Below are 19,058 nucleotides of genomic sequence, written 5' to 3'. Positions count from 1 at the left end.
GATCAGTCACCCTCGTCGGGAAGCGGGCGCGGCCTGCGTTCGCTATTGATCGCGACGAACGTGAAGATCCCTTCCGTAACCTTGAACGACACGCGCGCATGACGTTCACGCCGCCACGTCTCCACATGAATAACCATGGACGTGCGGCCGGTTTTTATGATGCGTGTATAGATGCTCACTTCATCGCCAATCACCACTGGCTGATGAAACGTCAGACTTTCCACGGCAATGGTCACACAACGGCCGCGAGCGCGTTGAGCAGCGCGGCTACCGGCCGCGAGGTCCATTTGTGACATGATCCAGCCGCCGAAAATATCACCAGCAGGATTGGTGTCGGCCGGCATCGCAACAACCCGGATGGTCGGTGCTTCCGAGGGGGGTGAGGTGTACCGAGACGTGCCGTCATCTATCGTCATGACGATACCTCGTCTGGAAGCCTCACTGTACCCGGACCAGATCCCGGTCAGTGCTTAGCCGATGCGTAAGCCTGGACTGCCGCCAATGTGCGACTCACATGCTCGTCCGGCGACTTGTTGCTGTAAGCCAACACGATATGTCCGTCCGGCGCTATGACGTAGGAGGTCCGCGTCGCGAAATGCAGTAACGGCATCTTGGCATCGTAGCGGGTCGCAATGCTTCCGGTCGGATCGGCTGCTACGGCGAAGCGGCTTCTGCACTCACTGACCGAAAATTTGTCGAGTGTCTCGATCTTGTCCATCGAAACCCCGATCACCGTCGCATGCGCTGCCTTGAACGCATCAGACGCATCGGCAAAATCATGCGCCTCGACAGTGCATCCCTTGGTGAAGGCTGCAGGGTAGAAGTAAAGCACCACCGGCCCGTCGTGCAAGGCAGCGGCGAGGGAGAAGCTGAACTCTTTACCGCCGAGACTGGCCGGTGCCTCGAATTGCGGGGCGGTGACACCTTCGGAAAGTGCCGCGAAAGCCGGGGCCGATATGGCCACGCTACCCATCAGAACGGCAGCCATACCCAACAACTTCATGGGGTCACATCTCCGCATTGCAGTGAACGTCAGAAGCGCGAGTCGGGCGACACGACCACGCAAGGTCCGCCTCGTGTCAGTTTCCCGCATGCCGCCACTGCGGCGTCGTGCGAGAGACCTGTCAATCGGGCACGATATAAATGCCCCTTCCCCGTGCCAACCCCGAGCACCTGTGCCTTTGCAGAGGCCAGAGAGGAACGCTCCTGCGCATGGTCGGCAGCCTGCTCCGCCAACGTCGGACTTCCAAACGCCCCCACCTGGATCGCCCAGTCGTGCCGCTCGCCTACAGCACTGCTTTTCCTGAGCAGCGGTGCGGGCTCTGCCATCGCCGGCGTGACAAAATGCAGTTGGAGGCGCCGACGCTCCGGGGTCGCTGGGGCCGCCTGCGCCACCTGAACAGGCGCCGGGTCTGTCGGGGCAGGCGCCACCGCTCCGCGCGATGCCCACGCCGCACGCACAGCGTCGGTTTCACTTTCCGTTGTCGTGCTCTGCGCGGCAGACAGCGGTGCCGCAGAGGCTATCGCGATGTGCGTCGGCGCCTCCGGCTCCACTTTTTTCCAGGACTTCGTATATGCCGGCGTTGCCTCGGCAGGCTCATTCTGAGCCTCGGCAACCTGGACCGGCTGGTCGTCAGACGCCTCAGAGTCACCATTCCGTCGACGCGCCCAGGCGGCCTGTACGGACTTCGCCTCGCTGGACAGCGGAACGGAGGCAGATGCGTATGCCACGCCCTGGCCACCACCGTGAGCCGCCACCATCAGATCAGCCTGCGACCGGGAATTCGGGTAGTAGCCGGCGATCTGATGACCGATAGCGGCGACATAGTTGCGCGTTTCGCGTGGAAGCGTGCGGTGTCGAGACAGGAAATCGTCAAGCCGTCCGGGACCGCCGTTATAGGCCGCAAGAAACCCGGGAGAGCCATAGATGTCATACATTTCGCGTATGTAGGCGGCACCTGCGAGGATATTGTCGTGCGGATTGAACGGATCTTCGCCAAGTGAATATTCGACGCGCAGTTCGTCATAGGTGGGGGGCATGAGTTGCATCAGCCCCATCGCACCAGGCGCAGAGGTTACGAAGTCGCCGTTCGCCCGGAAAAGATTTCCGCCTGACTCACGCGCCATGACCGAGCGGATCCAGATTTCCGGAACGTCAAAGCGCTGGGCAGCTTCCTTGATATACGGACCCCACGGGTCCTCCGGCGGGCCGGGAGGTGCGTAATAGGACTTGGCGTGGGCGCGATATTCAGCGGCTTCCTGTGCGACCGGCATCGCCGGGCGAGGCTCCGTGGCGCACGCCGCGAGCAGACCAGCGAGAAGCACGGAGCCCAGTACCCGCGCGGGCGCTACGTGCTTCTTGTTAAAGTGACCAGGGTGCTTGCCCCTCACACAAATCGCCACCTGCCGTGAACGTAACGCGCGCCGACCATTCATTGATTGCCCCGTGGACCAGTCTTTCCCTAAGCTTGCTATCGGATTGCGGCAATTATGCGGCGAGAGCCATATATTGGATCGTCGATACCCCGTATTCTCAATCGCTTAAACAAACGCGTTGAGAGATCGCCACAACTCCACTCAGGCCTTTACACGACGCCGGAACACGACACAAGCGCACACGCCCGATGTGTCAGGCCGCCACGCTTGCGCCTGCGGTCCCCGCAGGCACTGAACCCATCGCCTGCGCTTCCTGCGCCAGAGACACGTGCGCTTCGTCCGCCGCCTGATCGCGCAGCATGTATCCGCGTCCCCACACGGTGGAAATAAGGTTTTTCGCGCCTGCCGCCTGCAGCTTGCGTCTCAGCTTGCACACGAAGACGTCGATAATTTTCATTTCCGGCTCGTCCATTCCACCATACAGATGGTTGAGGAAGGCGTCTTTTGTCAGGACGATGCCTTTGCGCAGGACCAGCAGCTCCAGAATGGCATATTCCTTACCTGTCAGGTGAATCGGCTGGCCTTTGATGGTGACCTCACGGCTATCGATGCTCAGTTCGAGCGGCCCGACGCGCAGGCAGGACTCACTGTAACCCTTCGATCGCCGGAGAATGGCCTGCATGCGGGCGACCAGCTCGCTCGAATCAAAGGGCTTGGTCACGTAGTCATCGGCGCCGACCGAGAATGCCCTCACCTTCGCCTGCGGACGCGTGAGGCCAGAGAGAATGACGATCGGCGTGTCGATCTTGGCCACACGCACGCGCCGGACAACTTCGTAACCTTCAATATCGGGCAACATCAATTCAAGGACGGCGATGTCGTAATCGTAATGCTTCAGCATTTCGACCGCTTCCTGCCCGGTTGCGACGTGGTCCACCGTGAAGCCTGATGCACGCATGACGTGGGTGCAGGCGCCGGCGGCGGCGAAATCATCCTCAACGAGCAGAATACGCATTTCAACGGTCCTAAGGTTGTGTTGATTTTTTTATACGACCATAGGTTGTTAACGTCTACGGAAATATTCCTTGGATTGAAAATAACCATGGGATTCTCTTTTTGAGATTTTGGAAGCAGTTTGTTAACCCTCATAGGCCACTGTGCGAGCCCTGAGAAACGTATGAAGCCCGGCAACGCCATGACCTTTTTTTCCACCCCGGCCGCTGCCGAGATACACGGAAAAGTATACGATGTATCAGGTCTCTACGTATCAGTTTCCGGCTTTGACGGCCTTCTCTCAGTCGGGGACAGACTGGATCTGCACCCTCTGGCGGGGGGGTCTATACGCGCGGAGGTTGTGGGCTTCTGCGGTTCGCTCGCCAAAACGATGGTGTTTGGCGATACGGATGGACTGGGACCAGGCTCCAAGGCATCTCTGCCGCTCTATCTGGGTCAGAACGCCATGCTACGCCGTGGCGGACTACCGGTGAGTGACCGGTGGCTCGGCCGGGTCGTCGACCCGCTGGGAGCGCCATTGGACGGAGGACCCCGCCCCGGCGGGTCTTGTGTGCAGCCGACACGTGCGGCACCGCTGAACGCCATGGAACGCGCGCGGCTGGGACCACGTCTTGATCTCGGCGTTCGTGTCCTGAATGCGTTTACAACGTGCTGCGAAGGGCAGCGGCTAGGCCTGTTCGCCGGCTCCGGCGTGGGCAAATCCACCCTTCTCGCCATGCTCGCCCGATTTACGTCGTGTGATGTCGCTGTTGTCGCCCTGGTTGGTGAGCGAGGGCGTGAAGTGCGGGAATTCCTTGAAGATGAACTCGGTGAGGACGCGAGACAACGTACGGCAGTCGTCGTCGCAACTTCGGACTGTGCACCGCTGATGCGACGAGAAGCCGCCTATACCGCAATGACCATTGCCGAACATTTCCGAGACCAGGGGCTGTCCGTTCTCCTGTTGATGGACAGCGTCACCCGGTTTTGTCTGGCCTTGAGAGAGATCGGCCTCTCAATGGGTGAACCGCCCGCCACCCGGGGCTATCCGCCGAGCGTCTTCGCCGAACTGCCCCGATTGCTTGAGCGGGCGGGGCCGGGCAGACGATGCGAGAACGGCAAGGAAGGTCACATTACCGCTCTCTTTACAGTACTGGTGGAAGGGGACGACCAGAATGAGCCCGTGGCGGACGCGGTGCGTGGTATTCTGGACGGTCACATCATCCTGGATCGCGCGATCGCGGAAGCAGGTCGTTACCCGGCCGTGGACGTACTGCGCTCCCTCTCGCGCACCTCACACCGGTGCACACTGCCTGCGGAAAAAGCTTTGGTCAGCCGGGCACGGGCCTTGATGGCAAGTTATGCCGAAATGGCCGACATGATCCGCCTCGGCGCCTACAAGGCCGGCAGCGATCCAGAGGTAGACGAGGCCATACGGGTGCGGCCTGCCGTCGAAGCCATACTTCGTCAGGAACGGGAGGAGCGAGCCTCCATAGAGGACAGTTTCGCCGCCCTTCAGCGAGCATTGGCATGAAGCGTTCCGCGCTGACCGCCCTGATGTCGATCCGGGACCGGGAATACCAGGAAGCCATGCGCGTTCTTGCGAACTCCGTCGATACTCTCGATCAGGCCTCGCAGGCTGTGCGGAACGCAGAGGAGCGTCTGTTACACGAGCGCGAAATCGCCCTTGCAACGAGTAGCGGCGATGTGAGCGTTGAAAATTACGCACGTTGGTTGCCGGTGGGACAAGCGGCGATCGACGCGGCGCGCCGTGACGAACTTCAGGCGCGAACCTGCCTCACGATCGCCCGCGCCGCGTTGATCACCGCCAGAACAGCCCGTGAGAGCGTCAGGACAGCCATGTCACGGCAGGCGGAAAAGGACCGCGTGAAGGCACTGAAGGCCGAACAGGCGCTGTTGGACGAAATTCGACCCCGACGAGTTGAATGAGTGTTGGCGGCCCTCGAATACCGAGGCATTTCGGCGCCTGGAACCGCAGTTCCTAGCCAGATGAGGCGACTTTGACGCACCGTGAGAACTGCACATAGTACTGCAGACGGGAAGAAAATCTTAACCACTTTCCCTTATAGCGATGAAGAAGCGAATAAGCGGCAGTGGCTCGTGCTGCCGCTTTTGTCTTAGGGTTACGTGGCTCCATGGCGGATACGTTACGTGCACAATCGGATCATAGGCTGCTTATAGGAAGCCGCTTTTCGATTGCTCTCGATGAGCCCGTCGCCCCGATCGGTGGGTGCGATACGTTTGCCGCCCGCGATGCCTTATCGCCCGGCGCTTCGATGCATGCGATGGCGCCATCGACCCTCCTGCCCGCGCGCCCGTGTCTTTTGACTGCCCTGTCACTCCGATCCGATGCGTTGATGACAGTCGCACGGCTGGACGAGGCCGAATCGCTCTGGCTGATCGCGCCAGAGCCACCGGCGGCTTTGAGCATCAGCCGCAGTGGATGGACGGAAAGCGCGATTCTGGACCATGTCGTCCAACCTCTGGCCGGTGCATTACGAGCACTCGAACGTGCTGGAATAACACATCGCGCGATTCGCCCGGACAACGTCTATCAAAGTCGTCCCGGTGTCCCGGCTATCCTCGGCCCCGGATGGCTGGCTCCCCCTGCATTTCACCAGACCGTGGTTTTTGAGGCGTTGTCCTCAGCCGTGTGTCCGCCCATCGCGCGCGGCAACGGTACGATTGCCGACGATATTTTCTCCCTCGGCGTTCTGGTACTCTCTCTTGTGACAGGGAGGCTACCGTTTGCTGATGTTGAACCTTACGATATCCTGAGCCGCCGCTTCTCGAGAGGGAGTTTCCACGCCTACACGACGGGACAGGACATCCCGTCCGGCATCCGGTCACTGCTGCATGCGATGTTGTCCGACGATCCGGACGCAAGACCGACACCACGAGATCTGGAAAATGTCGGTCCAAGGAAGCTTTTTTCTCGCCGCGGAGACAGCCCCGCTCGCACGCCGATTATGATTGGCGCACAGGAAGCCCGGACATGTGCCGCCCTGAGCTGGCAAGCGGCGGCACAGCCGGACGCTTTCACGTCGCTCCTTGATCGCGGTATCGTCGAACAGTGGCTGCGCCTCGAAGCCGGACGGGCACAGGCTGCGACCCTACTTTCGGCAGCACTCCACGATCGTCGATCGAACGAGGGTCAGTCTGCGGGACGGCCGCCTGTTGAGCCCGGGCTGCTGGCGCACATTCTCTGCCTTATCGATCGCTCTGCTCCGCTGTTCTGGCGCGGCGTCTGGTTCTGGCCCGATGCGCTGCCCGCCATCATAGGGTGGAGCGCTACCGCCGAGGCGAGCGCCGCGGCACCGATGATGAGCCTTACCCGCGATATCGTCGCCGTCACGACTATGCTGGGTCCAGGGCACCTGCCGGAAGGATCGGCTGTTTCGGCGCTGGTGAAGACGCTGTCGATATCACTGCGACACATGCGCACGCCCCACGCAGACTCTGGCCTGTTGCTCGCGGCTTATCAGGCAAATCCATTCCAGGCCTGCCTATCGAAGCGGTGCGCCAACGAACGCATCACGTCCGTGAGCGGCCTTATTGAATGGCTTTCGCAGGACGCAGCGTCTGACTCGCCTTTGCTCGACGACGCAATGGACAGCTTTGTCGCTGCGCGGTGCGCGGCCAAAGGCGTTCACGTTCCACGACCGGATGCGAGGCTTTATCCCGATCACTGGACGCAAAACCTGCTAACGCTCGCGTCTCTGCAGACACTGTATGGACTGGGTCCGTTACGCGCACTCGGACGAAAAATGCTTCCGCATTTGGGGAATGCCATTGATAAATGGCATTCAGCGACGACCCGACGCCTGAAGAGTGAGAGACTGGCCGATGCAGCTGAGGCTGGAAATCTAGTGCTGATGCATACTCTTCTGTTCGACCAGACCGACCTTACTCTTGACATGCACGGTCTAATGGCGGCACGCGCCGAACTGGCCCGTCTCGATCGAGACCTTGAGTCGCGACAGCAGCGCATGCGCCATGCAACGGAAGGCATTCGGAATGCTGCAGCAAACATCGCCCTGATGGTAGCCGCGTGCGGAGCGGGCGCCCTGATTGTCTTGAACTTCACGCCGTGAGTTCCCCGGACACCATCGCCTCGACCCGTCGCGACCTGAATTTCCGATGGTGGCACGGGTTCAGTGTCGGCCTGTGCGTCGTGCTCGAGCCGTCTTTCAGCCTGCTCGGCGCGTTGCTGATCCTTCCCTATATAATCGCCAGAGTGTTCGAAAAGCCGGACGAGGCGGAATATAGCAGGGTGATCGCGGCCTATATCGGCGTAGCCGCGATATATCCTTGTCTGGCTGTCTGGAGTGGCGCAAATGCTTGGGAAAGCTGCGTTCGTATCCTGATGGATCCGAAGACTCTCCTGATCGACTGGGTGGCCGCCGGGTGTGGGTGGTTCATTTTCGAAGCCTCCCTGATCACCCTACGGATTTTCCATACGCGCAGACAGGACCATATAACACGCGGCCTTGAAAACCGCCGCGAACACCTGATACGGGAATGGGGCCTGACGACCCCACACATGTCTGTCCATGTCGATACGAAAGACTGATATCTTCTACCCGGATGGTCTAGAAGTGACCGAGAGGGCGCCACCGCCAGAGGTGTTTATGCGACGCGCTCTTCGATCTCCCGACGGCGGCGGTCGGCCACCTGAGACTTCATGGCGGCCTGCAGCTTTTCAAATGCGCGCACTTCAATCTGACGTACCCGCTCGCGCGAGACCTTATAGTGGTGCGACAACTCTTCCAACGTCACCGGATCCTCTTTCAAGCGACGCTCGGTCAGAATATGGCGCTCGCGTTCGTTGAGCGTCGCCAATGCGCCCGCCAGAAGAGCTTTCCGCCCGTTGAACTCCTCTGCCTCGGCCAGAACCTCTTCCTGGTTATCGTGCTCATCGACCAGCCAATCCTGCCACTCCCCTTCACCATCCGAGCGCAAGGGCGCGTTCAAACTATGGTCCGGGGCCGCCAACCTGCGGTTCATGGACACGACATCGTTTTCGGAGACGCCCAGTGTCGTCGCGATCTTGCCGACCTGCTCGGGCTGCAAGTCGCCTTCGTCGATGGCCTTCATCTGCCCCTTGAGACGGCGCAGATTGAAGAAGAGCTTCTTCTGGGCTGCGGTGGTTCCCATTTTCACCAGTGACCAGCTGTGCAGGATGTATTCCTGAATAGCGGCCCGAATCCACCACATCGCATAGGTCGCAAGCCGGAATCCGCGATCGGGATCAAAGCGGCGCACGGCCTGCATCATGCCGACGTTGCCCTCGCTGATCAGTTCGTTCACGGGCAGGCCGTAACCTCGATACCCCATCGCAATTTTGGCCACGAGACGCAGATGCGACGTCACCAGCCTATGAGCCGCGCCGGAGTCTTCATGCTCACGCCAACGGCGCGAGAGATCGACTTCTTCCTGTGGCGTGAGGAGAGGGAATTTGCGAATGTCCTGCAGATACCTTGACAGGCTCTGTTCCGGACCAATTGTAAGGACGGCAGAGGCCATGATTGGGCTCCTTTCGCCTGATGACCGTGGGAGATATGCTTCCGTGAGGTCTGCAACGCAGCGACGGAGCCCAGGTTCAGGCACGCGAGAATAAGGACTTCACGTCCCCGCGCCGGGCTCCCTTCTGGGCCGCCGTGATGCGGGACGTCCTATTCCGGCGGCTGGGTGAGCGCGTCGGGACAGGACTTGATTACCGCACAGGATTAGTCCGATTTCAAGCGAAACCCGCGCACCATGCCTTAATTTTAGGCAATGTCCGCCAGCAGCGCTTGAAAGTCGGGGGGCAGATCACTCCTGAAGTGGACAGGTTCCCCACTCGACGGGTGGATAAAGCCCAGCTCGGCGGCGTGTAGCGCCTGTCGCGGAAAGTCGAGAGCGGCTTTTCGGGCTAGTTCGGGCAACTGCCTGGCGGCCGCCGGCACGCGCCGAAGGTAGACTGGATCGCCGACCAGCGGGTGACCCGCGTGCGCGAAATGGACCCGTATCTGGTGGGTACGTCCCGTGGCCAGCCGACACTCGACCAGCGTCAGCCCGGCACCGATCGACTTCACGGTCCGGTAATGTGTCAGGGCAGGCTTGCCGCCTGCGCGGACAACAGCCATTCGCTTGCGGTCAGCCTTGTCACGACCGATCGCGCCCTCGAAATCCCCTCTGGAGGGAAGCAGAGCGCCCCAGCAGAGAGCCGTGTACGATCGCTGGATCGTCCGGGCCGCAAAAGCCTCGGACAGGGCAAGGTGGGCCTTTTCGGTCTTCGCCGCGACCATGACACCGGACGTGTCCTTGTCCAGGCGATGGACGATCCCCGGACGACGCTCGCCCCCGATCCCCACGAGACTGTCGCCACAATGTGCGATCAGCGCGTTGACCAATGTCCCCGTCTCATTCCCCGGTGCAGGATGTACCACCAGGCCTGCCGGTTTGTCGATGACGATCAGGTCGCCGTCTTCGTAAAGAATATCGAGTGCCATGCACTGTCCTTCAGGAACAGCCGGCACCGGCGGCGGCGGTGACAATATGTAGGAAGCCCCGGCGCGCACAGGTTCGGATGCGTCCCTGACGACCACACCGTCCCGCGTCAGGCTTCCTTCTTCCATGAGGGACTTGACCCGGGAGCGCGAAATCGTGCCGATAGCGCGGGCCACGAATCGGTCCGTGCGCTCACGCGCGTCGTCCTGTCCGGCGACCAGGGTAAAGGTTGACGCGTCGAACGATGGTGCATGGACGTGCATAGGGCGGTTTACTCCGAGCGCCGGCGAAAGGGAAATACTTTGAGCGAGTCTGTACCGGTTTCCCGGTTTCTGTTGGCGGCCGTGATCGGCATGGGCGCCTTGATTGTTGTCGGCACGACTGTGCTGATGTTTGCGGTCGTACATCGCCTGGCCCATCACCGACCTGCCGACACTGCACCGGTCGTGGCACCCTCAGGCACGGCTGGCGTGGCACCGTCAGAGGTCATTCAACTGGCGCCCGGCACCCATATCGCTCAGATCACGGGCGTGCCTGGCGGATTGGCACTTTTGCTGACGGGGGGAGGGCCAGACCGCGTGGTCATCTGGCGTAACGGCGCGTTATCCGCCGACACCGTTCTCTCGGTTGCGCCCTAAGTGCATGATTATTGAAAATCGGCCTTGCGCGTCGATCATGCCCCCTCTATAAGCCGCTCACGCCTTCAGTCCCATTCGTCTAGAGGCCTAGGACGCCGCCCTCTCACGGCGGCAACAGGGGTTCGAATCCCCTATGGGACGCCAGTCGCTCTAAGTGACTGATTTTATTGGCATAATTTCTTTGTCTTTCCGCAGGTGGCACATGTTGGTGTTACATATGGGACGACAAAGGTTTGCCTACTCCATATATGATTCGGCGTTATCAGACTTGGTATGTAAGGGTTAAAGTCCCTTCTGACCTTCGCTGTGTGCTTGGCTTACATATCTGCCGAACGCTCAAAACCTCTGATAGAATGACTGCCCAAACTCGTGCGGTTGGTGTTGTGTCGTCTTTGTCGGGGTTGTTTGTGGATATTCGGAAGCAGTTGGCACAAAAGGTTTTTGACGTAAAAGAAGGAACTGCTGAGGTTTCTGAACTCAAAGCCTTCATTTCCCAGAATGCTGACAAGATTGACGCAATCCCGCAGGAAGACCTTCACAACATTAAGATGATGTTGAATCTCTTGATATCGCAGGAAGCAAGGGACAACAGCGAACGAAAGCGAAACCTAGAGTTAGCCAAGCTTTCAGCGTGGTCTATTCGTGAAGCGCATCAAAACGGCATTATAGAAGGTATGAGCAAGGCTATAGGCTTGGCTGGCCCTTCTGTCTCTCAAAGTACGCAAGAGCCTGTAAGGGCTGAAAAACAGGCCGAATCATCTGTATTATGGTTTGACCTTGTTCCTTCCTTTTTCAAGGACAACCCTGGAATCTCGGACAAAACAAGAGAAAGTTATAATATAACATTCAAGCAAGTCTGCGAACTGATTACGAACAAGCCAATCAATCAAGTCACCAAACAGGACATAAAGGCTTATGCTGATTGGTTGCGTGATAAGCCTTCTTTGAGAGGTGGCAATCTATCACATGCCACTATCGTTAGGCATATTGGAGAAATAAAGTATTTCCTGAAATGGTGTGTATCTTCTGCTTTAATTGAGGACAAGGGTTTTTCTGACATTCAGGCGAGAAGCAAAACAGTAGAAGAAAAAAGAACACGCCAACAAGATAGAAGACGTGGTTTTACAAACGAAGAACTTAAAATTATTTTTGATAGTCCAGTTTTTACAGGATATAAATCAGAAAGACAAAGGAGCATAAAAGGCAATATCCACAATAAAACATATGATTATTGGTTTATTGTTATTTTGGCTTTTTCTGGCGCAAGGTTAAATGAAATCTGCGAAGCACCTGCAAAATTATATGACCTGAACGGCATACCTTGTTTTGACCTTCGCCAATCTGGAACCAAGACTTTAAACAGTCCACGTTTGATTCCTGCTCATCCTGATTTAAAAAAATTAGGATTTTTTGAATATGCAAAGCAACAGGAAATGAAAGGGTTAAAGCTGGTAGAAGATAAAGCCAAGCCTATAACAGCAGAGTCATGGAGCAAGCGTTTAAACCGTTATCTTGATGATATTGGCTTAATTGATGATGCTCTTGTTGCTTACTCATTCAGGCATACATTCCGCCAAATGTTGCGTGTTTCTGGGCTAAATATGGAAATTATCAATAAAATATTTGGGCATGAAACAGGTGAAGTTGGTCAAAATTATGGGTCAAACCTTTCCTATGAAGAAGCCAAGCTTTTCACGGAAAAAGTAAGATTTCCCATATTTTTAGACCATTTGTATGATTACAGCACGTCCTCAAGGTCTGTTTGACGTTCATCCTGAAAGCCTGATTTTTCTGCGCTATTCACGATTTCCCATATTGTCGAACGGCTTGCGCTGAACTGTCTGGAAAGCTTTGTGTAGCTGTCTCCCATTCCGTGCAAACGACGAATTAAAGCTTTATCTTTCTCTTGAAACTTCTCTTTACGTCCAAGCCTGACGCCGTTCTTTTTTGCGTTTCTCAAGCCTGCGTTGACACGTTCCCTTATGTTTTCCCTTTCTAACTCTGCAACACCTGAAAGAATTGTAAAAAGGAAACGGCCAAGGCTTCCAGCCGTATCAATACCTTCTGTCAAACTTCTAACAGAAACGCCTTTAAGCCTTAGTTCTTCGAGAAGATTGGCAAGATGAACGGTTGAACGTCCAAGCCTGTCTAATTTCCAAATTATTACCGTATCGCCTTCTTTTAGGCGTTTCAGCATCTTATCAAGTTCAGGACGTGAAGATTTTGAACCGCTTGCCTTATCTGTATATATTTTTTTACAGCCTTGGCTTTTCAAAGCGTCAACTTGTAAGCCTTCATTTTGTTCAACCGTGCTAACTCGTGCATATCCAAATATTGCCATTGAAATACTCCTTTAAATCATAAAAATTAACCCTAATTTCCGAATAAAATAACGAACAGATAAAATCAGGTAATTATTATATTAACATAGTTATTCGGAAAACTACAGTATTCCGAACAATTATATAATTAATTTCAGAATAATTTAAAAATCTTGTGTGGCTCTGTGCCCAATACAAAGCAACTTGTTGCGTTACGAAACTCCCCCTTCGAAGCACGCGAAGGGGGTGGGGGGATTTTGTCTTATCGAAATCAAGGCTTAAAGCCGAGTGTGTTGAGTTCTTCGGCTTCAAGTTCTTCTTGTGATTTTTTTGAACCATCCATTTTTTTCAACATAGCATTTGTTCGTGCTTGTGAAAGCTTTGCCGTTTTCTCGGCTTCTTTTTTCTGTTTCTCGGCTAATTCTTCTAATTGTTTTTGTTCTTCTTGCTGTCTCTTTTTAAGCTCATTTTCAGGGCCATTTTTATAAACATCTTCAATTATATCTTTATCGTTGCTTAAAATATCTTCTTTAATTTCTTTTAGCTTGTTAAACTCGGCTCTTACATTCTCAATGTCATGTTTTTTGTCATAATCTTCTTGTTCTTGCTTTTGTTTATCTTGTTGTGCTTTTGCTTCATCGTAAGAAACTCTTAATTTTACATCATAATTGTGTGATTTATCTGTTTCTAATTTTGATAAAATTGGAAGATTTTCTTTTAATTCTGCAAGTCGTTTTTTATCTTCTTTATAAGATTTTTTGAAAATTGCGAAGAAACCGTATTTTTTATTTTCTAATAATTTTATATCTTCTTCACACTTTTCTTTGCTTTTCTTTGCTTTTTGATATTCAGAGAATGGCTCATTTTCTAACTCTTCTTTTATATCTTTCCATCCTCTAATTTTTGGTCTTTCTTTTAAAATTGTGTATTTTTCTTTCGCTGAAGAATTGACTTTATTCAATGCTTGTTTTTTCTTAATTTTTTCAATTGATAGATTATTATAATATTGTTGTTTTTGCATGTTTCCGAAGTATTTTTTAATTTCTTCATCTATTTGTTGAAGCTTTTTATGCAAGGCAATAACTTCATTTCCTGCCCTAATTCCGCTTGCGCTGGCTGTTTTGTCATCATTATCAACATGTATTGTTGATATGTCTGAAAGAGTTGAGTTTATTCTAATTTTTGCAACAGTTTGAGCATTATTTTGCTTTGCTGTTCTGCTGATTTTAATAATGTCTTTTGCTGTTCTGATATCTCGTTCAAAAGATTTAATATCTGTTGAATCGGAGTTTCTCCCTCCGCCTCTTGTGTCAAAAGCTCTATTATTTCCGTCGTTTTCTCGTTCGCCAATCGTGCGTGTTTGTGTGTTGATTGTTGTATTGTTGGCTTCTTGTTTATCGCTTCCGAACCTGAGTTTTGGTTTTTTGTCATTTTGTTCAATCTCCTTTTTATATTTTTGTGCAAAATCTTCCTTTTTCATTCCTGCCAGCCTGTTAGCTGAACCAACGAACAAGCCATTTTTTTCAATGATGTAAGTGTTTGCCTTCTGCCCTGCTTTAATCTCATAGCCTTGGCTCTGTAAGGCTGATTTAAACGCTTTCAGGTTGTCGCTGGCTTGCCATAGTGACTTAATAGCCTGCTTCTCGGTAGGCAGGTCTATGCCGTTCTTTTCAGCTTTACGTTGCTGATTGACGGTATGCGCTTGGCTTGTCCGTTCTAAGTCAATTAATGGCTTAACAAGCTCGGCTTCTGCTGTTTTGTTTTCGTCAAGCAACTGCATATAAACAGCTTTGTTGTGTTGGCCTTGTACGATTGCATGACCGTTTTTAATCTCTGCTAAACGTGCAATTTTCTCATTTCTTGCATAGCTGTTTTTTGTATCAAGAGCCTTTTTTTGTTCCTGTTGATAATGTGGAACAATAACGTGCCAATGCTTGTTATATGCGTCTTGTGTTGCTCTTGGCTTTGTATGTTCAACAACTGTTATGTCATCTTTATCGAACTTGTATTCGTTCGATAAGTCGTTAAGCACATCGCTAAATTGTTCACGGCTTAGTGCTTCTTTTGGTGAAATTTTGAAGTGATGAAAGCCGTATTTCAGGTTTTCACTCTGTGCTGTTTGCATAGCATTGTTTAGCTGAAATTCTGAGCCTTCCAGAACTTCAATTTGTTCATTTTTCTCACCTGAAAAGATATGTGTAGCTGTGTCTGTGGCTCCTGATGAAGCTTTAATTGCTCTTGTTTGTATTATCATCTTTCTTATTCTCTGCTCTATGAACAGACGGCTTAACAAGTGCTAGTTTTTTGCTTGTTTTGCTTATCAGTTTTCCAAGTTCGTCAAGCTGTTCATTTAGTAAATCTTCTTGCGTTGCATGTGTATGAAAAGAAACAGGTTCTTTAATTTGATTAAAATATTTTGCTAACTGATTTATGTTATTGCCGATTTTAGAAAGTTCTAATCGTATGCTTTCAAGTTCTCTTGAAACTGATTTTCCAGCGTTTCCTGTGCTTTCTGCTTCATACATCAAAGCACGTAACCAAGTGCCTAGGGCTAAACCTTTGGATTGAGAGAAGGCTAAAAATCTATTCTTCTCGTCTGGCGATAATTTGAAATTATAGTTTTGTCGTTTCATATCATTTTTTCTCCATCTTCATTTATATAAATCTCGTCTCCATCTTCTGTCCTTTCTCCAGTGTCATGCCAGCAAACATCATCATTATCTTTAAAAGATGGACCACGCTTATAGCCTTCTAATATGGCATTTCCGTAAATATCGTATTTTAATTTTTCCATATCCTTCTCCTTTTTCTTCTTTCCTTTTCTTGGGGTCAACGGGGCAAAGCCCCTTGCCAGGTGGTGGAGGTGATGCACGAAGTGTTCACCGCAACCATGCCTGGCTATAATTATAATGATGGTGAAAAGCATAAATCAAACATGTTAAACTAATTAAAATTAATTAGTAATATTTTATGTTGATGTGGTGTTAAATGTGTGTGTAACTCTGGTTAGAGTTATGCACATTATTAACAACCGTTTAGCGGTGGTCCTCGCACTCTGTTTAACTTTTCTATTTTTTTTGTAGTATCTTTTTCTATATTGTATTATCTTAATCATTATGTTCCTCCATTCTCTAAAATATATTGACATTGTTTGCACATTTTTATAAATATAAATAAGAAATGGTGGACCTCTAATTTTATAAATACGTATACTTGGTATAATACGCTTTTTTGACACAAGATTAACATTAAGCTTTATTTCATATGATGTTTTAAGCTTTTCTTTTTTCATAGAAATATTAAAACATTTCATCTTTATCATAAGTCTAAACATATCGTTTTTATCTGAAAGTTTTTTGTAGATTTTCCACTTATTTGAGACAAGATAACAATGTGGAATAAGCTTAATTGTTTTAATCTTGTCCAAAGTTCCTTTTTTCAACCCATAGAAACGAACTTTGGAAGTTGATATTTTTCCGTAGTCATTGGTATGAATGACTTTTATTAAATATCTCGTCCAGCCTTCACTGTTATATATGTCTTGATAAGCCTCTTTTGCTTTATTCTGTTCTGCTGGAAAGTGTTTAAGCAAGATTTCCTTAAATGGCTGTTCATCTTGCTTTGTCATATGTGCAGATAAATGAATATGTGGAATATCGGAATTATGTGGCTGTTCGACTTTCGTCCCCATCCACTGAATCCCTTTCCTACTGATTTCAGTTAAGAAATTTTTCCAACATCTGTTAATTTCTGCTTTTGCTTTTTTAATATTTTTATGAAAATCAGATGGAAGCGTTAGAGTAATTGCTTTATGTGCAAACTCCAGTCTGTCAGCATATTTATGGATTGCTTCACTAATTTCTTGGTTTCTGGAGAGAAGTGCAAACTTTCTATTGTTTGCTAGTCTTATGAAATCTTTAGAAAAATTAGATTGATAAATTTGTTTTTGTTTTGTTCTTTTTTTCTTGTAAGTTTTATTTTTATGTGTTTTACTAATCATATAAGTTAAGTCCTAATCTGTGTTTCCTCCTACTGCCAAGTTATCGGAATACGGGTTTTCAAAAGAGAGGTAAAAGCCTCTCTTTTTTATTGAATACCCAAAAGGCGAAATTTCAAAGAAAAAACGTATTTTATGAATTTTGTAATTTCTATTTCGAAGCTTCAATAGCTTCTTTTATTAATTCCCATACTGGAATATCTTTAAGGCCGCTCTCTATCATGCGCCATAAAACAACTGTTTCTATAGTTTCGGCATTGTCAAAGTCACAGTTATCATAATCTTCTGGTTCAATCATTCCTGTTGTAGCTTCAACTTCTCTTATCCAATTTCGAACGACGTTCTTATAAATTGTGTAGAGCAACAAGATGTCATCAATGTAAACGCCATTCTTTCCATCCTCTGCAATAATTTCATATAACTCGTGAGAGATGTTATTTCTTTCATCATAATATTTATTGGCCGTATCAACGTCCTCTTGGGTCATATACCCAAGTTCTAGAAAAAAATACGTACAGGCTCTAAAGTCTCTACAGGTGTGCTTTCCATTCTCCATTTTCCCATATTTTCTTATAAGCTCTTTAAAATCATCTCCTCGTGTTAAAACCAGTTGACCATTTGCGCCTTTAAAATCCGAAGCAAAAAAATGGTCCACGGTTGATATAGACCATTTTTTAAATCGTTCGAGAACGATAGAGAATAAAGACGATATAATTAGATTTTCTCGAATATCAGCGTTTCCTTCCATTACAGAGCAAAACTTAGGGTATTTCGCCCGATATAATTCGGCTTGCTCTTCTGTAATGGACATATGGTTTTCCTTGCATCATGTCAGAGTATGGTGTTACATATTGGTAGTCACTTGTGGATAACACAAGATTTTGTGCCTATTTTCTGTTTGTTTACAACATCTTGTATGTCATACAGAAAAATGTCCCCTATGGGACGCCATTGATAACACTAGGTTTTCTAGGTTATCCAAAAGGCTCTTAGATGTTTATCTGAACATCTACAGATCAAAGGTCGACGTGACCTCCTCAAGGTAGCTCGGGTCGAACTTGCGATAGACGTTCCACAGTGTCTTGGAATCAGTGGCCAACCAGCCTGCGGCCTGATCAATTAGCACCTTGTTCATCGCCATCCAGGACGCGACACTATGCTTGAAGTGATGGGGCGTTGGCATCCACGATAGGCCGGCCCGCTGGCACAGCTTTCGGAACGAGCACCGAAGGCCATAGGTAACGCGCTTGCTGTTCCATTCCACCACATAGTCATACGTGCGGTGTCTCGCCGCCGCCTCGATTTCCCCGCGTAACGCGGGAGCAATAGGGACAACAGCACGACGCTTGACGGTCAGGCTTCTGCGTGGCTCCTGAAAGTCAGTCCGGTTGGAATCCAGATGCACCCGATCCCATGTCAACGCGAGGATCGCCCCCTTACGGGCGCCTGTGAACATGGCGAGTGCGACGAATATCCTGACATGCGGCGTCTCGCACGCGTCCAGAAGTCGGCGCGCCTCCTGCTTTGTCAGAAACCGGTCGCGCGACGCGCTATCACGTGGCACCTCGAGTATGGGCTGCTTGACGAGATTGCCGTCTTTCCACGATTGACGCAGCGCGGCGCGAAGAACGTTGAACTCTCGGCGAAGGGTACCGGGGGATACGGGTGTTGCTTCGTAGCCATCGAGAGACTTGCGGCGCGGGTTCGGCTTTTTCACCCGGGTCGAAGCATACTCATTCCATTGTCTCTGCCCGATCTGATCGACGCGCAAATGCCCGAGCTTTTCTCGCAAGGGAACCGTGCACTCGATCAGTCGCTTGTGCGCCTCCACTTTCCCGAGCCGGAGACTTCACATACACATCCAGTGCGTCGCCGAAGGATTATTTTGCAGGGCGCTTGTGGAGCGCCCCCTCAAAGTCCGCTAATGCCTGTCGAGCGCGGCGCTCATCCTCATAGCCCGTCGAGGTGCGACGTCTTTTGCCGCCCTCCCACCAGACGACGCAGTATGTCCCCCGGTATAGCTCAAGAAACGGTCGGTCTGGTCTTTCGCGGGGCATAGATAAATTTCCATGTAAGCTTTCAGTGCGTCAGGTTCGATGCGTGTCCCCCTAGGCTCAGGACTCATTTTTTGAGGTAGAAGATGACGCTTGCTGCGATGTAGATTGCGGACATGAACGTATGAGCGCAGCGGTCGTATCGTGTTGCCACCCGTCGCCAGTC

The 19,058-nt window shown here is 51.3% G+C and carries 19 protein-coding genes, 1 tRNA gene and 1 pseudogene; 7 read left to right on the top strand and 14 right to left on the bottom strand.

The genetic code is table 11. The annotated features are described in order from the left end of the window. Window positions 1-2 precede the first annotated feature (2 nt). From HUK82_RS05970 to ctrA, 4 genes are all read right to left on the bottom strand, one after another. Window positions 3-416, bottom strand: a complete 414-nt coding sequence (locus HUK82_RS05970) for an acyl-CoA thioesterase (protein ID WP_176613083.1) — start codon at window positions 414-416, stop codon at window positions 3-5. Between the two features lie 47 nt (window positions 417-463). Continuing rightward, the gene (locus tag HUK82_RS05965; RefSeq protein WP_176613082.1) at window positions 464-1,003 is read right to left on the bottom strand and encodes a peroxiredoxin; all 540 of its coding nucleotides are present in this window, start codon (window positions 1,001-1,003) and stop codon (window positions 464-466) included. 29 nt (window positions 1,004-1,032) lie between these two features. Beyond that, on the bottom strand, window positions 1,033-2,436 hold the full coding sequence (locus HUK82_RS05960; protein ID WP_373318198.1) for a transglycosylase SLT domain-containing protein: 1,404 nt from the start codon (window positions 2,434-2,436) through the stop codon (window positions 1,033-1,035). A gap of 193 nt (window positions 2,437-2,629) precedes the next feature. Then, entirely contained in the window at window positions 2,630-3,391 is a 762-nt protein-coding gene (gene ctrA / locus HUK82_RS05955; protein WP_176613080.1) for a response regulator transcription factor CtrA, read from the bottom strand. A 162-nt stretch (window positions 3,392-3,553) separates the two neighbouring features. On the opposite strand from ctrA, the gene HUK82_RS05950 reads away from it, so the two are divergent. The 4 genes from HUK82_RS05950 to HUK82_RS05935 all read left to right on the top strand — a co-directional run bounded on the left by HUK82_RS05950 (window position 3,554) and on the right by HUK82_RS05935 (window position 7,963). Then, window positions 3,554-4,903 carry a FliI/YscN family ATPase gene (locus HUK82_RS05950; RefSeq protein WP_176613079.1) on the top strand — a complete coding sequence of 450 codons (1,350 nt, stop codon included), beginning with the start codon at window positions 3,554-3,556 and terminating at the stop codon, window positions 4,901-4,903. Beyond that, window positions 4,900-5,319 carry a flagellar FliJ family protein gene (locus tag HUK82_RS05945; RefSeq protein ID WP_176613078.1) on the top strand — a complete coding sequence of 140 codons (420 nt, stop codon included), beginning with the start codon at window positions 4,900-4,902 and terminating at the stop codon, window positions 5,317-5,319. The genes HUK82_RS05950 and HUK82_RS05945 overlap by 4 nt, the downstream gene beginning before the upstream one ends. Before the next feature lie 206 nt (window positions 5,320-5,525). Next, window positions 5,526-7,484, top strand: a complete 1,959-nt coding sequence (locus HUK82_RS05940) for a serine/threonine-protein kinase (RefSeq protein ID WP_176613077.1) — start codon at window positions 5,526-5,528, stop codon at window positions 7,482-7,484. Beyond that, window positions 7,481-7,963, top strand: a complete 483-nt coding sequence (locus HUK82_RS05935; RefSeq protein WP_176613076.1) for a hypothetical protein — start codon at window positions 7,481-7,483, stop codon at window positions 7,961-7,963. Before HUK82_RS05940 ends, HUK82_RS05935 begins: the two co-directional genes overlap by 4 nt. A 56-nt stretch (window positions 7,964-8,019) precedes the next feature. Here HUK82_RS05935 and rpoH read toward each other — a convergent pair whose 3' ends face one another. Both rpoH and HUK82_RS05925 read right to left on the bottom strand, forming a co-directional pair. Then, window positions 8,020-8,916, bottom strand: coding sequence for an RNA polymerase sigma factor RpoH (rpoH, locus tag HUK82_RS05930; RefSeq protein WP_176613075.1), 897 nt, complete (start codon window positions 8,914-8,916; stop codon window positions 8,020-8,022). 245 nt (window positions 8,917-9,161) lie between these two features. Continuing rightward, entirely contained in the window at window positions 9,162-10,145 is a 984-nt protein-coding gene (locus HUK82_RS05925; RefSeq protein ID WP_176613074.1) for an RluA family pseudouridine synthase, read from the bottom strand. A gap of 39 nt (window positions 10,146-10,184) precedes the next feature. Between HUK82_RS05925 and HUK82_RS05920 the strand changes: the two genes are divergently transcribed. The 3 genes from HUK82_RS05920 to HUK82_RS05910 all read left to right on the top strand — a co-directional run bounded on the left by HUK82_RS05920 (window position 10,185) and on the right by HUK82_RS05910 (window position 12,286). Further along, the gene (locus HUK82_RS05920) at window positions 10,185-10,520 is read left to right on the top strand and encodes a hypothetical protein (RefSeq protein WP_246495642.1); all 336 of its coding nucleotides are present in this window, start codon (window positions 10,185-10,187) and stop codon (window positions 10,518-10,520) included. A 68-nt stretch (window positions 10,521-10,588) separates the two neighbouring features. Beyond that, window positions 10,589-10,664, top strand: a tRNA-Glu gene (locus HUK82_RS05915). A 104-nt stretch (window positions 10,665-10,768) separates the two neighbouring features. Further along, window positions 10,769-12,286, top strand: coding sequence for a site-specific integrase (locus HUK82_RS05910; protein ID WP_176613073.1), 1,518 nt, complete (start codon window positions 10,769-10,771; stop codon window positions 12,284-12,286). Here the strand turns inward: HUK82_RS05910 and HUK82_RS05905 are convergent. From HUK82_RS05905 to HUK82_RS05870, 8 genes and pseudogenes are all read right to left on the bottom strand, one after another. Next, the gene (locus HUK82_RS05905; protein ID WP_176613072.1) at window positions 12,259-12,861 is read right to left on the bottom strand and encodes a recombinase family protein; all 603 of its coding nucleotides are present in this window, start codon (window positions 12,859-12,861) and stop codon (window positions 12,259-12,261) included. The two genes, HUK82_RS05910 and HUK82_RS05905, sit on opposite strands and share 28 nt — an antisense overlap. Before the next feature lie 251 nt (window positions 12,862-13,112). Then, the gene (locus HUK82_RS05900; RefSeq protein WP_176613071.1) at window positions 13,113-15,095 is read right to left on the bottom strand and encodes a hypothetical protein; all 1,983 of its coding nucleotides are present in this window, start codon (window positions 15,093-15,095) and stop codon (window positions 13,113-13,115) included. After that, on the bottom strand, window positions 15,070-15,474 hold the full coding sequence (mobC, locus tag HUK82_RS05895) for a plasmid mobilization relaxosome protein MobC (RefSeq protein WP_176613070.1): 405 nt from the start codon (window positions 15,472-15,474) through the stop codon (window positions 15,070-15,072). The genes HUK82_RS05900 and mobC overlap by 26 nt, the downstream gene beginning before the upstream one ends. Continuing rightward, window positions 15,471-15,767 (bottom strand): hypothetical protein, encoded by a 297-nt coding sequence (locus tag HUK82_RS05890; RefSeq protein WP_176613069.1) that lies wholly within the window; start codon window positions 15,765-15,767, stop codon window positions 15,471-15,473. The genes mobC and HUK82_RS05890 overlap by 4 nt, the downstream gene beginning before the upstream one ends. Window positions 15,768-15,809: 42 nt before the next feature. Further along, entirely contained in the window at window positions 15,810-16,841 is a 1,032-nt protein-coding gene (locus tag HUK82_RS05885) for a replication endonuclease (RefSeq protein ID WP_176613068.1), read from the bottom strand. A 148-nt stretch (window positions 16,842-16,989) separates the two neighbouring features. Next, window positions 16,990-17,649, bottom strand: a complete 660-nt coding sequence (locus HUK82_RS05880; protein WP_176613067.1) for a hypothetical protein — start codon at window positions 17,647-17,649, stop codon at window positions 16,990-16,992. A gap of 198 nt (window positions 17,650-17,847) precedes the next feature. Next, complete coding sequence (locus HUK82_RS05875; protein ID WP_176613066.1) at window positions 17,848-18,669, bottom strand: site-specific integrase; 822 nt, start codon at window positions 18,667-18,669, stop codon at window positions 17,848-17,850. A 290-nt stretch (window positions 18,670-18,959) separates the two neighbouring features. After that, window positions 18,960-19,058: pseudogene (locus tag HUK82_RS05870) on the bottom strand (IS5/IS1182 family transposase); the annotation flags it as partial.

It is taken from the genome of Ameyamaea chiangmaiensis (genome assembly GCF_013376175.1).
GTDB classification, from domain to species: domain Bacteria; phylum Pseudomonadota; class Alphaproteobacteria; order Acetobacterales; family Acetobacteraceae; genus Ameyamaea; species Ameyamaea chiangmaiensis.
This window is presented reverse-complemented; position numbering and strand designations above follow the sequence as displayed.